Source organism: Pararhizobium sp. IMCC3301, assembly GCF_030758315.1.
In the GTDB taxonomy this organism is placed as follows: Bacteria; Pseudomonadota; Alphaproteobacteria; order Rhizobiales.
The window spans coordinates 4,212,232-4,225,929 of the sequence record NZ_CP132336.1; the positions used below are offsets into that span (position 1 = coordinate 4,212,232).

Genomic DNA, 13,698 nt, shown 5'->3' on the forward strand with positions numbered 1-13,698 from the left:
AGCCGCACCAACTTGGACTCAAAGTGATTGTTTGGGAAATTGGGATTATGGTTAACAAAAGCCAATAAGATTCCCGATTTGTTCCGCGCGCGCCCGGAATCCTGCCGATTCTCTCGCGTTGCCGGGATTATACACCTCGTCCCTTGAAAGCGCGGTGATACGACACTAAACAACAACCCATCGACCAGTTTCATGCGCTCCCCGCGCCAGCCACACTCCAGCAACCCAGCCAGCAACTTACCCTGTAACCCAGACAAATTCCTGTAGATGAGAATCGACCCTTATGGCCAAAATCACATACACTACGCATGACGATCAGACCTTCGAAGTGGAGGGCGAGGAAGGTTCCACAGTGATGGAGACGGCCATCAAGAATGCCGTCCCCGGGATCGAAGCGGAATGCGGCGGTGCTTGCGCCTGCGCAACGTGCCACGTTTATGTGGCGCAGGAGTGGATGGATAAGGTTGGCGCGCCTGAGCCGATGGAAGAAGACATGCTGGATTTTGCCTATGATGTGCGACCGACCAGCCGGCTTTCCTGTCAGATCCGTGTGTCACCCGATCTTGATGGCCTGAAAGTTGAAGTGCCGGAGCGGCAGGGCTGATCGGACAAACTGCGGCGCTCCTTCCGGGACGCCGCAACTGCGAAAAATTGATGGAATGCGATGCTGATTCAACAAGGAATACAGTCATGACACGGCCGGTGGAAACGGATGTGGTAATCATTGGCGCCGGCCCGGTAGGCCTGTTTGCCGTGTTTGAACTTGGCCTCTGGGATCTGAAGTGTCACGTCATCGATATTCTTGACAAGGTCGGTGGCCAATGCGCTGAATTATATCCAGAAAAGCCGATTTACGATATCCCTGGATTTGCCACAATCAGCGGTCAGAAACTGGTTGAAAACCTGATGCAACAGATAGCGCCGTTCGGGGCGCAGTTCCATTTGAGTCAGATGGTGACCGGGGTGGAGCGGCAGGACGATGGCCGCTTTCTGGTGGAAACCGATGTTGGAACCCGGTTTCTCTGCACTATGGTGTTTATTGCAGCTGGTGGCGGCTCCTTTCAGCCCAAAAGACCACCGATACCCGGCATCGAAGCCTATGAAAAACAGTCGGTGTTTTATTCGGTCCGGCGTATGGATGATTTTCGCGGTCATGACATTGTCATTGTCGGCGGCGGCGATTCGGCGCTTGACTGGACGCTCAATCTGCAGCCGATTGCCGCCCGTCTGACTTTGATCCACCGCCGCGACGCCTTCAGAGGGTCACTCGACAGCGTCAACAAGATGCGTGCGCTGGTGGAAGCTGGTGCCATGGATCTGCGAATCGGCCAGGTCTCTGCCCTGAGTGGGCAGGATGGTCAGCTTGACCGGATTGAAGTGAAAACCGCAGAAGGCATGGAACAGATAAACTGCACCAGGCTTCTGCCTTTTTTCGGGCTTACCATGAAACTTGGACCGGTTGCCGAATGGGGCCTGAATCTGGATGAGAATCTGATCCCGGTTGACACCGAGACATTTCAGAGTTCTGAACCCGGCATTTATGCCATCGGTGATATCAATACATATCCTGGAAAACTGAAGCTCATTCTGTCCGGTTTTCATGAAGCAGCGCTGGCTGCCCATGCGGCAAAAAAGGCCGCAAACCCGGATGAGCGGGTCATTTTCCAATACACAACATCTTCTTCAAGCCTCCAGAAAAAGCTTGGAATTATTTAAAAATATCACAAATATATTTATTTTTGACCAGATTTATTCTGCCGCAGCCAGTTTTGCTGTTTTTGGCGAGAATATGGTTTCGTTGCCCTGTTGCGGATCATCGGGCACAAATCTGCTCAGGATCAGTGACACTGCGGCCATCGCTGCCCCGGCCAGAAAAACCGCCTTTGGCGAGACCAGCCAGAGCAAGCCGAATGCTGCCGGAATACCCACTGCTGCGATGTGATTGATGGTGAAGGACACACTGGTCGACGGTGCAATTTCAGCTGGATCAGCGATCTTCTGAAAATAGGTCTTGATGGCGATGGCGAAGGCAAAAAAAGCGTGATCAATCACGTATAAAGCGGCCGCAAGATTGGCAGAAGTCACATAGGCATAGGTAACAAAAACACCGATCAGCCCGATATATTCAAATGTCAGGGCACGTTTTTCGCCGACAATCCCGATAAGTTTACCAATACGGCCGGCAAAGGCCATATTTATCAGACAGTTGATCAGGAACAGACCGGCGATGCTCTCGACATCATAGCCGAATTTCTCGACCATCATAAAGCTGGCAAAAACCGTGAATATCTGGCGTCTGGCACCACTCATGAAGGTCAGCGCGTAAAACAGCCAGTAGCGCTTGCGCAGCACGATTTGCTTCTGCTGGACAGTTTTCTGCGGAAAGCGCGGAAATTGCTGCCAGGCAAGCAGAGCAATGGCCAGCGTTATTGCGCCGCCAATCAGAAACGCTGTCTGAAAAGACAGATCGAACAGCTTCCAGCTTGCCAGAATAATGGCATAGGCGGCCAATTGGGCTCCGGCGCCGATCGCGACCAGGCGACCCATCAGATGCGGTGCCTGGTCTTTTGGCAGCCATTGCAGCGTCAGGGACTGGTTCATGGTTTCGTAATAATGAAATCCGACCGACATCACGAAAGTGGTTATAAACATGCCGAGAACAGACGGAAAATACCCTGTTGCAGCAACGCCAAGTCCGAGCAGCAGCAGCGAGACAATGGCAAAGCTTTGTTCCCTGATATAGAGCACCACGTAAATCGCGAGAAACGCCAGAAAACCGGGAATTTCGCGGATGGATTCCAGAAAGCCGATTTCGCGGCCGGTCATGCCGACATCCTCGACCGCAAAATTCTTGATCAAAACCCACCAGCTTGAATAAGACAACCACATCGCGGCGGACATCAGCGCAAGCAGGACAAACGGGCTGCGCAGTCCAGTAAAGCTGGCATAGATGCTGCTATCGACGCCCGGCCGCTCAGCTCTGTCTGCCCGACTGGTTGGTGAACTGTCTTCGTTGCGACGCATAACGCATATCCTTTGTTGCACAGCCTATAACGCGTTGCAGTTTTGGTGAGTTAGCGCTATTTTGACAAAATATATCGTCTACACGCCAGGTTCAGCATGTTTCATCCCGATATGTATCTTCCCACGGATCATGATATTTCGCGTGCCGCATTGGGCTTTGCCTGCGAATGGGAAAAAGGCTTTATGAACAAGCCACACAGCCATTGGCGCGGACAGTTGATTTATGCGACATCCGGCTCCCTGAAGGTGGTGTCTGAAGCGGGGACATGGATCGTGCCCCCGGAAAGGGCTGTCTGGATGCCGTCTGGCATGGAGCACGCGGTGAAGGCGGTAACCCAGGCCAGAGCCAGGTTTCTCTATCTCGACCCTGATATTTTCAAAGGCTTGCCAGACAAAGGCTTGCCAGACAAAGGGTTGCCGGACAATGTCACAGTCATTCACATGACAGCACTGATGCGCGAATGCCTGTTATCCTTCCTGACCCTGCCGCGACTCTATGATGAGCAGGGCAGTGCGCCGCATTTGCTGGCCATTATGGTCAATGAGCTGAGAATGGTTCAGGTGATGCCGTTGCATTTGCCCGAACCTGAAAGTCTCAGGCTCCGTGCAGCCACGGCGGATTTGATCGCCAATCTGGCGGCACCGCCGAAGCTGGCGGGGCTGGCCGCAAATGCCGGTCTGAGTGTTCGCAGTTTTGAACGGCATTTTCTGCGTGAGACAGGCCTGACATGGCGCAAATGGGTGTCCCAGGCCCGACTCATGGAGGCAATCTCTCAATTATCGAACGGCATTCGGGTTGGCGATGTAGCCCACGCACTGGGCTATGAGGGGTCAAGTGCCTTCGTTGCCATGTTCAAAAAGGCCACCGGACACACGCCGGGGAAATATTTTGCAACTGACGGAACGGTTTTCCAGAGCCGTTTATAGATTTGACCCGCTCTGGCTCCAATTTTGCAGCAAGGCGCTCGTCAATCCTCGTCCGTCCTGGGATCCAGCGTGGCCGTTTCCGACGTATTCATGCGCACGGTCGAGATGGTAACAAAGTCCCCCTTCATATCATCTTCAACCGGTGCCCGTTTGGACATCCGCCATCCGGCAAAGCCCACGATAATGACATGGGCCAGCAATGTGGTTCCGAACAGTGTATCGGGTCCCAAAAGCGCCATCATGCCACCGCCCAGAAGCGGGCCGAGAATGCTGCCTGCACCAAAAACCAGCAGCAGTCCGGAACTGATCCTGAGGAAAGAATTCTTGTCAGCATGGTCATTTGCATGGGCGACAATCACCGGATACATGGCATATACCATGGCCCCGAAAATGGCTGAAGCAACCAGCACTGTGGTCACGTCCCGGGGTTGAAAGATCAGAAAAAACAGATCCACAACACCGGCAATCGATGCCAGTCCGATCAGGACGGCACGCCGGTCGGTGCGGTCGGACAGCCAGCCGACGGGAAGCTGAAACACGGCGCCTGCGAGAATAGTGATGCTGACGAGCAGCGCGATCGAGGCAATGTCGAGTCCGATCTGTTGGCCATAAACCGCTGCCAGCGTGCCGTATGAACTGTTGGAGACACCAACCAGAAACACCGCCACAACGGCAATCGGCGAATTCAGCCAGAGCGTCTTGATATCCAGCTTCGGACGCACCAGGGGTTGTGGTGCGCTGGAGGTGGAGAGCGCTGTGGGAAACAGCGAACAGGCATAGAACACTGCAGCCAGGACAAAGAAAAAATAGCCGCTGGGATCGCCGCTGATCAGCAGCAGCTGGCCGAATGTCGTTGCCGCCAGATTGACCATTGTGTAAGTTGCAAAAACCCGGCCGCGGAAGGATGGATCAGTGCGTTCATTCATCCAGCTTTCCACGATCATGGCACCGCCGGCAAAGCTGAATCCGGCCAGTGCCCGCAATGGAATCCAGGCGGCTGGATGAATGATCAGCAGCGACAAAAGCACGGAAATAACGGCAACCCCCGCCATCACGCTGAACGAACGCACATGTCCGACCCGCGTCACAACCCCCGGAACAAGCACACATCCAAGAACATAGCCGATCGCCCAGCCCGTACCCAGCATACCCAGCGAAAAAGCTGAAAAGCCCTCCGCTGATCCGCGCAGCGGCAAAATCAACCCGTTGATGCCTCCGGCGGCCATCAGAAACGCACTGCCGAGAATAAGGGTAAATATGGGAAGGATCTGTCTGATCATGGGGCGCTTTAACACAGGCGGCATAACAATTTCCAGCGATCAATACGCCGTAAACCAACTATTGCAAGCTGCATTTCAACAAGGTGTCAGCCCCTGTGCAATGACCTTGCGCATCAGATTTGGAAGCGCTTCATCCTGCAGCGAAGCCAGATCGCGCCACCAGCCATTTTCCGGCAGCGAATTCGGTCTGTGTGCAGCGGTCGTATCAGCCGCAATCTCCGCTTTATAATCCGCTTTATAAACCGTCAGTACCAGATGAAAATGGGTGAAAGTATGACGCACCTTGCCGGCGGTTTGCCAATTTGCAACCAGCGGTGCGGCATCGCTTGTGGTGACGCCGTCCTGGCGGGAGGTCCAGTTGCTGGTCGGCACTTCTGTCATACCGGCAAGCAGGCCACGGTCAGCACGTTTTTGCAGCCAGATCTGCTGATCCTGCCGAATCAGCAGAAACGCTGCGCCTACCCTAGTCGGCTTTTGCGCCTTTGGCAGTTTGACCGGATAGGCTTCCTGCGTTCCGGCAGCAAAGGCGTGACACTGGTTTTGCAGCGGACACAGGCTGCAGGCCGGCCGTTTCGGCGCGCACAATGTGGCCCCCAGATCCATCAAGGCCTGCGCCAGATCGCCGGGACGTTCAACCGGGATAATCGGCAGCAGGGCTTCTCGCACCAGTTGCTTTGCGGCCGGAAGAGGGGTGGTTATGGCCAGCAACCGCGTCACCACGCGCTCCACATTGCCGTCGACCACCGCAGCCGGATCGCGAAATGCGATAGCGGCGACAGCGGCCGCGGTATAGGGACCGATCCCAGGCAGCGCCTGCAATTGCGCCGCTGTACGCGGAAATTCACCGTTTAACTGTGTCGCCACCAGCCGGGCGCATTTAAGCAGATTACGGGCACGCGAATAATAGCCAAGGCCGGCCCAGGCCACCATCACCGCCTCCTCATCAGCCGCTGCCAGTTGAGCGATTGACGGCCACAGCGCCAGAAACTTCTCATAATATGGCCTGACGGCCGTCACAGTGGTCTGCTGCAGCATGATTTCCGAAAGCCAGACGCGGTAAGGATCTGCCGCCATCTGCCGCCCGTCTTGCGGGCGCTCGCGCCATGGCAGTTGGCGCCCGTGGCGGTCATACCAGTTCAACAGCAGGCTTGCAGTTGACGGGGACAGAATTTTGTCTTTCAACGCCGAATTCCGGATGAAAATGTTGCAGTGGCGGCAGATATCGTTGATCCTGTGTCGATGGTCAATGACACTGGAAAATCTTCAAGGAAAAAGCCGCGAAAGGGCGTCCGTCCGCTCGCCGATCTGATCGGTGCGACGCTGGATCCGATTTGCGCTCGGCGCGGATTCGGCTCCGCTTCGCTGTTGTCCTGGTGGCCCGATATTGTCGGCCCGGATTACGAATCCTCGACTTATCCGGAATCCGTGCACTGGCCCAAACGCCACGACCAGCGCGGCGCTGATGCGGCTCCTGCAGTGTTAACCGTCCGCGTGCTGCCGTCCCAGGCACTGTTTTTTCAGCATGAAATTCCGCAGGTTCTGGAGCGGGTCAATCAGTTTCTGGGATATCAGGCCATTGGCCGGGTGCGCATCATTCAAGGTCAGTTCACACTTGCCCGGCCAAAGGCCAGAGCGCAGAACAGGCCTCTGACGGAAGCGGAAGCGGAAAATCTGGAAGCCCGCCTGGCGGATATCGGCGAGGCGGATCTGCAATCATCGTTAAAGCGTCTGGGTGCTGCCATTCTGACAGGAAAATGATGCCTTTTTCGTTCAATATGCGGCAACGAATTTTATTTGCGTTCGTTATGCCCTATATCCCTCGAGACCTTATTCAACCGGCAGTCTGCATTGCCGATTTTCCACAGGAGGATACCTGTTAATGATTTCCCGCAGAACCATGATTCAAAACAGCGCCGGTCTTGTCGCCGCTGCCGGCCTCACACCGCTGCTTGGCGGTGCCGCCTGGGCTCAGGCTGGCAATGCTGATATCGAAAAGCTGAAGGTGGCAGGGCCGCTGGGTGAGCAAGCGCTGGGTGACCCCGACGCGCCGGTAACGGTGGTCGAATATGCCAGTATGACCTGCGGCCACTGCGCCAATTTCCATAACAACACTTACACGCCGTTCAAGGAAAAATACATTGAGACCGGGCAGGTCTATTTCATTTTCCGCGAATTTCCGCTGGATCCGGTGGCTACGGCTGTTGCCATGTTGGCCCGCTGTGCGCCTGAAGGTAAGTTTTTTGACACCGTTGAAATATTCTTTGAACGCCAGCGGGAATGGGCTTCCAGTGAGAATGTTGTGGCTGAACTGCAGAAAATAGCGTTCCAGCTGGGTTTTACACAGGAGACATTCAAGGAATGCTTGACTAATCAGGAGCTTCTTGACGGTGTAAACTGGGTCAGAAAACGGGCCGATCAGGAATTCAAGGTTTCCTCAACACCAACCTTCTTTTTCAATGGTGCCCGTCAGATAGGATCTATGACGATTGAGGAAGTGGACGCGGTCATTCAGCCAATGCTTTGACAGCCACTCGCCAATGCGGTGCGCGGGACCGGCTCCCGCGTGCCGAAAATCCCTGAATCGTAAATTTATCGCAGCAGCATCTGCAGCTGCTGCGGAGTGCGTCCGATGATGTTTACCAGGCTCAGAATTCTGGGCTTCAAATCATTCGTTGACCCGATAGAATTTCACATCAAGGACGGACAGACCGGCATTGTCGGGCCAAATGGCTGCGGCAAATCCAATCTGGTGGAAGCTCTGCGTTGGGTGATGGGTGAAAGCTCCTACAAGAATATGCGTGCATCCGGCATGGATGACGTCATTTTCTCCGGTTCGCTGAACCGCCCGTCGCGGAACACCGCGGAAGTCACCTTATTTGTCGATAATGCAGACCGCACGGCACCCGCTGCGTTCAACGACAGCGATGTGCTGGAGGTGACCCGCCGTATCGAGCGCGAAGCCGGATCGGTTTACAAGATCAATGGCAAGGATGTGCGGGCACGCGATGTGCAATTGCTGTTTGCGGACGCCTCGACCGGGTCGCGTTCGCCTGCTCTGGTGCGTCAGGGCCAGATCGGCGAACTGATCAGCGCCAAGCCAACATCGCGCCGCGCAATCCTGGAAGAGGCGGCCGGTATTTCCGGCCTCTATTCGCGCCGTCATGAAGCTGAATTGCGCCTCAGGGCCGCCGAAACCAATCTCGACCGCCTGGACGATGTCCTGACCCAGATTCAGGCTCAGCTGGATGGTCTGAAGCGCCAGTCCCGGCAGGCCAGCCGTTACAAGAACCTGTCCGGTGAAATTCGCAAGGCGGAGGCAACCTTGCTCTATCTGCAATGGATCGCGGCCCGCAATGCTGTCGAAGCGGCAGGGGAAGCTCTGAAAAGTGTCACACTTGAAATGGCGACCCGGACGAAAATTCAGGCCGAAACCGCCCGCGATGAGGCGGTGTTGCGCGAACAACTGCCAAAATTGCTTGATGCCGAGGCCCGAGCCAGTGCCGTGCTTCAGACCCTGATCGTTGCGCGCGATGCGCTGGAGGCCGATGAGGCACGCTCAAAGAGCCGGCAAACCGAACTGGCAGGCCGGATCGAACAGCTGCAGCAGGATCTGGACCGCGAGCAGCAACTCACCAAAGACAATGATGACAATCTCGCCAAGCTGGCGGCTGAAGATGCCGAACTGAAGGATGACGGTGATCACCAGTCAGATCAGGTTGCCGGATTGAAAACGGACCTTCAGGCTCGCGAAAAGACTCTTCAGGTGCTGGAACAGGAACTCGCCGAACTCAACCGCGTCCAGGCAGCCACTGCCGCTGAACGCACTCAGTTGCAGCGGGTTATTGCCGGCGCGGAACGCGCGCTTTCGCAAAACACAACACAAAAACACTCTGTGGCGCGGGAACTGGAAGCCATTGAACTGCAATTGGGAACAGACGCAGTCCTGACGGACCTGCAATCCGCGGTCAGTGACCGGCTGCGCGATGTCGCTGATATGGAAGCGGCTCTTGAGCAGGCCGAAACCGCTCTGCGTGCTTTACGCCAGCAGGATGCCGACGCCCGCAAACCATTGCGTCAGGCGGAACAGGATTTACGGGCTCTGCAAACCGAGGCTAAAACGCTCGCCCGTATTCTCCAGCTCGATGAGGCTGATCTATGGCCGCCTCTGGTGGATGCGCTGACGGTTGCTCCTGGCCTTGAAACGGCACTGGGGGCCGCGCTTGGCGATGATATCGATGTGCCGTTTGACGCAAATGCGCCAACTCATTGGCGCGCGCTGGAGCCAGCCGGCCCTGTGAGCGGGGACGCAGCCCTGCCGGAAAATTCAATTCCGCTCTTGCAGCATATCAAAGGTCCGGATCTGCTGGCCCGCCGCCTCAGCCAGATCGGCCTGGTCGATAAGGCAGATGGTGCGGAACTGCAGAAATTGCTGAAACCGGGGCAACGGCTTGTCTCGCGGGAAGGCGATCTGTGGCGTTGGGATGGCTTTGTCATGGCCAGTGAAGCGCCCAGCGCTGCCGCTCTCCGGCTTGAAAACAGAAACCGTCTGGCAGAACTGGAATCCGGTGCCGAGGATACCGAACGCGCCGTGCAGCGGCTCAATACGGACTGGCAAGAAGTCGTCACGGCATTGCGTCACGCCGAAGAGACAGATCAGGCCTTGCGCCAGAAACTGAAACAGCTGCGGCTGGCACAGGCACGGGCGCAGGAAGATCTGGCCCAGGCAGAACAGCAGCGCAGCCGCATTACCAATCGCAAAGCGGCGCTGGAAGAGGCGCTCAAACGTCTTGAGTCAACCTTGGCCGAGACTCAGACACAGTTGCACGAGGCGGGCACGCAGTTGCAGGCGTTGCCGGCCGATAACAGCGATGAAGAGCAGGTTGGCAGGTTGCGAGTGAAGATTGCCGAAGCGCGCAGCGCTGCGGCGGAAGCGCGCGCGGCTCTTCAGGGACAGGAAAGGGAGGCGGCGCGTCGCACCCAGCGCCTCCAGGCCATCGCCAATGAGCGGACCAACTGGCAGCGGCGCATGGCGGAGGCAGGACAGCAGATCGACAGGTTGCAGAGCCGCCTTGGTGAGCACGTCCGCGAAAAGACGGTTCTCGATGAAGCGCCTGACACGTTTCTGCATCGTCGCCAATCCCTGTTGTCTCAGATAGCAAAAGCGGAAACGGACCGGGCCAGCACGTCCGATGCAAGATCTGTCGGTGACAGTGAATTGCGCAAGTCGGATCACCTTGCCAAACAGGCGCTGGCAGCTTTAAACACAGCGCGCGAGACGCAGGTGCGGGCCGAAGAGCGCACTGAATCGGCAAAGCAGCGCCTCGCCGATATTGAGGCGCGCATAGATGACGTGATTGAGTGCAAGCCATCGCAGTTGCACGACAAGACCGGACTTGTGGCCGAGGCCCGCCTTCCTGATGTTGATTCGATTGACAAGCGGCTCGACCGCCTGAAGGCAGAGCGCGAACGGCTTGGCGGCGTCAATCTGCGCGCCGAGGAAGAAGCTGGCGAAGTCAGCGCACAGCTTGAAGGGCTGATCGCTGAACGCGACGATCTGATCGAGGCCATTCGCCGGTTGAGGCTGGGCATTCAAAGCCTCAACCGCGAAGGGCGGGAGCGCCTTCTGGCTGCTTTTGAAGTGGTCAACGGCCATTTCCAGCATCTGTTCTCGCATTTGTTTGGCGGTGGGCAGGCCGAGTTGAAACTGACGGAGTCCGATGATCCTCTGGAAGCCGGTCTGGAAATCATCGCCAGACCGCCCGGCAAGAAGCCGCAGACCATGACCCTGCTGTCCGGCGGCGAACAAGCGCTGACAGCGATGTCGCTGATCTTTGCTGTGTTTCTGACCAATCCGGCACCGATCTGCGTGCTCGACGAAGTTGATGCTCCGCTGGACGATGCCAATGTAGAACGATTCTGCAGTCTGGTCGACGAAATGAACCGTCAGACTGACACGCGATTCGTCATCGTTACCCATAATCCCATCACAATGGCCCGTATGGACCGGCTGTTCGGGGTTACAATGGCGGAACGCGGAGTATCCCAGCTGGTTTCAGTGGATTTGCAGACCGCCGAAGAGTATCTTGAAGCAAGCTAGATCATTTAACGGCACTTGGAATCATATGACCGGGTTTGTGTGCGTGCCGCCTGTGGGAACGCTTTTCATGTTGCTGGCTTCTAAATCCGATTCATAGGAGGCAGCATGCATAAAATGTGCTCGAAATTGACCAAAAAACGTTATGAATAGGGCACCGGGGTCCCGGTCCCGGCGGGTTATTCGTCGCATTTGTTCCAAAAAAAAAGTAAAAATGAATATTTTTCAATACCTTAAGGCGCTTTCACCAATGCTTGACACTGAATGGAGGCACAACTATGTTGCGCTCGAATTTGGCAGAAAATCTGCGGGAACAGTATGACCACGCAAAATCACCCTGAAGAGCCGGGTGAGCGTCAGAATGCTGAACTCGATGCCCGGTTGGATCAGTTGAAATCGCGACTTCATCGTGAGGACAGCAAAGCAAGCCAGAAAGTCGAGCGTTCCGGTTCCGGTAACTTGGAGTTGGCGCAAGGCTTGAAGCTGGGTGCGGAGTTTGCATCTGGTATTCTGGTGGGAGCCGGGCTTGGATATGTGATTGATGGCTGGCTGGACAGCTCTCCCTTCGGTCTCATTATATTTTTGCTGCTCGGGTTTGCTGCCGGTGTATTGAACGTTCTGCGTTCAGTCGGGAAGGTGGAAAAGCCGTTTGAAAAACCGCGTGATGACTTGAAGTAGAGACATTGAGCGATCCTGGGATTAGATAAGTAAGGGCAGAAATCTGTGGCGACCAATCCTATTGATCAGTTTCGAATCTCGAAGTTTGCGCCTTTGGGCGAAGTCGGCGGTGTTGAATTCGCATTGACGAATTCCGCAATCTTCATGATTGCCACGGTGGCTGCTGTGACAGCCTTTCTGCTGATGGGTTCGAGCAGCCGTTCGCTGGTGCCCGGTCGCTGGCAGTCGATGACGGAATTGACTTATGAATTTGTTGCCAAGACGCTGCGCGATGCGGCGGGGTCTGAGGGCATGCGGTTTTTCCCGCTTGTATTCTCCCTGTTTGTGTTTGTTCTATTCGCCAATCTGTTTGGCATGTTCCCATATTTCTTTACCGTAACCAGCCACATAATCGTGACCTTTGCTTTGGCCATGCTGGTGATCATGACCGTGGTGATCTATGGATTTCTGCGTCACGGATTCAGCTTTCTGAAACTGTTCGTTCCCAGTGGAATTCCGGTCGTTCTGATGCCGCTGGTTGTTGCGATTGAGGTCATCTCCTTCCTCTCGCGTCCGATCAGCCTGTCAGTGCGTCTGTTTGCCAATATGCTGGCCGGGCATATCACCGTGAAAGTCTTTGCCGGTTTTGTCACCAGCATGTCGGCTTTGGGTGCCATCGGCATCGCCGGATCTATCCTGCCACTTATCATGACCGTCGCTCTGACTGGTCTGGAATTTCTTGTGGCCTTTCTCCAGGCCTATGTTTTCACTGTTTTGACCTGCATGTACCTCAACGACGCGGTTCATCCTGGTCACTGAATATCAACCCAATTCCAGTGGTCAGACATGACCGCTGGTTAACTTTATGAAGCTTAAGGAGCATCAAAATGGAACTTGCAGCAGCACAAGCAATCGGCGCTGGCATCGCATGCCTGGGAATGGGCGGCGCGGCTATTGGTCTTGGTCAGATTTTTGGTAATTATCTGTCCGGCGCACTTCGCAATCCATCAGCCGCCGATGGTCAGTTCGGCCGTCTGATTTTTGGTTTCGCGGTGACAGAAGCCCTCGGCATTTTCTCTCTGCTGGTCGCTCTGCTGCTGCTCTTCGCGTAAGCCAAGACATGCAATGCGGCGGGTTCGCCCGCCGCGTCCGAGCTTTTTAGGAGTAGAAGACCGTGGCCACAACACCAGAAAATGGTGCAGAAGCGGCAGGATCGTTTCCCCCTTTTGATCCATCAACCTTTGCATCGCAGTTGCTCTGGCTGGCGATCACATTTGGTGTGCTTTACTGGCTGATGTCGAAAGTTGCATTACCGCAGCTGAGCGACATTCTGGAGGTGCGCCGTGACCGGATACTGAGCGATCTTGATGAAGCGCAAAGGCTGAAGGATGAGTCTGAAGAGGCGATTGCCTCTTACGAACAGGCTCTGGCCACAGCGCGCCGGAAAGCGCAGGATATTGCTCATGTCGCCCGCGACAAGGCGCAGGCCGAAGTCGATGCGGAGCAGGCCAGGGTTGATGCCGACGTCGGTGTCAAAATGGCGGAAGCCGAAGCCAGTATCGCTGATACGCGAAAGCAGGCCATGGCTGAAGTATCCTCCATCGCTGAAGATACCGCCTCGGAGCTGGTCATTGCTCTCATTGGAACAAAGCCAACCAAAGCGGCTTTGAAAAAGGCCGTTACTGCGGCTGAAAAAGCAGCATAGGAGCGGACACA

13 protein-coding genes are annotated in these 13,698 nt (G+C 55.6%); 10 read left to right on the forward strand and 3 right to left on the reverse strand.

What is annotated here, in order from left to right; translation table 11 throughout:
* Nucleotides 1-283: 283 nt before the first annotated feature.
* A complete protein-coding gene (locus RAL88_RS19995) occupies nt 284-604 on the forward strand; it encodes a 2Fe-2S iron-sulfur cluster-binding protein (RefSeq protein WP_306265896.1) in 321 nt (106 codons plus the stop codon).
* An 86-nt stretch (nt 605-690) separates the two neighbouring features.
* On the forward strand, nt 691-1,716 hold the full coding sequence (locus RAL88_RS20000) for an NAD(P)/FAD-dependent oxidoreductase (RefSeq protein WP_306265898.1): 1,026 nt from the start codon (nt 691-693) through the stop codon (nt 1,714-1,716).
* A 33-nt stretch (nt 1,717-1,749) separates the two neighbouring features.
* Here the strand turns inward: RAL88_RS20000 and RAL88_RS20005 are convergent, their stop codons facing one another.
* Nucleotides 1,750-3,024, reverse strand: a complete 1,275-nt coding sequence (locus RAL88_RS20005; protein ID WP_306265900.1) for an MFS transporter — start codon at nt 3,022-3,024, stop codon at nt 1,750-1,752.
* 96 nt (nt 3,025-3,120) lie between these two features.
* On the opposite strand from RAL88_RS20005, the gene RAL88_RS20010 reads away from it, so the two are divergent.
* Nucleotides 3,121-3,951, forward strand: a complete 831-nt coding sequence (locus RAL88_RS20010) for a helix-turn-helix domain-containing protein (protein ID WP_306265902.1) — start codon at nt 3,121-3,123, stop codon at nt 3,949-3,951.
* A 41-nt stretch (nt 3,952-3,992) separates the two neighbouring features.
* On the opposite strand, the gene RAL88_RS20015 is transcribed toward RAL88_RS20010, so the two are convergent.
* Both RAL88_RS20015 and mutY read right to left on the reverse strand, forming a co-directional pair.
* Nucleotides 3,993-5,255, reverse strand: a complete 1,263-nt coding sequence (locus RAL88_RS20015) for an MFS transporter (protein WP_306265904.1) — start codon at nt 5,253-5,255, stop codon at nt 3,993-3,995.
* A 51-nt stretch (nt 5,256-5,306) separates the two neighbouring features.
* Nucleotides 5,307-6,413, reverse strand: a complete 1,107-nt coding sequence (gene mutY / locus RAL88_RS20020; RefSeq protein ID WP_306265906.1) for an A/G-specific adenine glycosylase — start codon at nt 6,411-6,413, stop codon at nt 5,307-5,309.
* Nucleotides 6,414-6,440: 27 nt separating this feature from the next.
* Between mutY and RAL88_RS20025 the strand changes: the two genes are divergently transcribed.
* The 7 genes from RAL88_RS20025 (at nt 6,441) to RAL88_RS20055 (ending at nt 13,687) form a co-directional block, all read left to right on the forward strand.
* Nucleotides 6,441-6,989, forward strand: coding sequence for a DUF721 domain-containing protein (locus tag RAL88_RS20025; RefSeq protein ID WP_306265908.1), 549 nt, complete (start codon nt 6,441-6,443; stop codon nt 6,987-6,989).
* A 121-nt stretch (nt 6,990-7,110) separates the two neighbouring features.
* Entirely contained in the window at nt 7,111-7,755 is a 645-nt protein-coding gene (locus tag RAL88_RS20030; protein ID WP_306265910.1) for a DsbA family protein, read from the forward strand.
* A gap of 105 nt (nt 7,756-7,860) precedes the next feature.
* Nucleotides 7,861-11,328 carry a chromosome segregation protein SMC gene (gene smc / locus RAL88_RS20035; RefSeq protein ID WP_306265912.1) on the forward strand — a complete coding sequence of 1,156 codons (3,468 nt, stop codon included), beginning with the start codon at nt 7,861-7,863 and terminating at the stop codon, nt 11,326-11,328.
* A gap of 315 nt (nt 11,329-11,643) precedes the next feature.
* Nucleotides 11,644-12,003, forward strand: coding sequence for an AtpZ/AtpI family protein (locus tag RAL88_RS20040; RefSeq protein WP_306265914.1), 360 nt, complete (start codon nt 11,644-11,646; stop codon nt 12,001-12,003).
* Between the two features lie 45 nt (nt 12,004-12,048).
* On the forward strand, nt 12,049-12,801 hold the full coding sequence (locus RAL88_RS20045; protein WP_306265916.1) for a F0F1 ATP synthase subunit A: 753 nt from the start codon (nt 12,049-12,051) through the stop codon (nt 12,799-12,801).
* Between the two features lie 68 nt (nt 12,802-12,869).
* Nucleotides 12,870-13,094, forward strand: a complete 225-nt coding sequence (locus tag RAL88_RS20050; protein ID WP_306265918.1) for a F0F1 ATP synthase subunit C — start codon at nt 12,870-12,872, stop codon at nt 13,092-13,094.
* Nucleotides 13,095-13,156: 62 nt separating this feature from the next.
* Entirely contained in the window at nt 13,157-13,687 is a 531-nt protein-coding gene (locus RAL88_RS20055) for a F0F1 ATP synthase subunit B (RefSeq protein ID WP_306265920.1), read from the forward strand.
* The last annotated feature ends 11 nt before the right edge of the window (nt 13,688-13,698 follow it).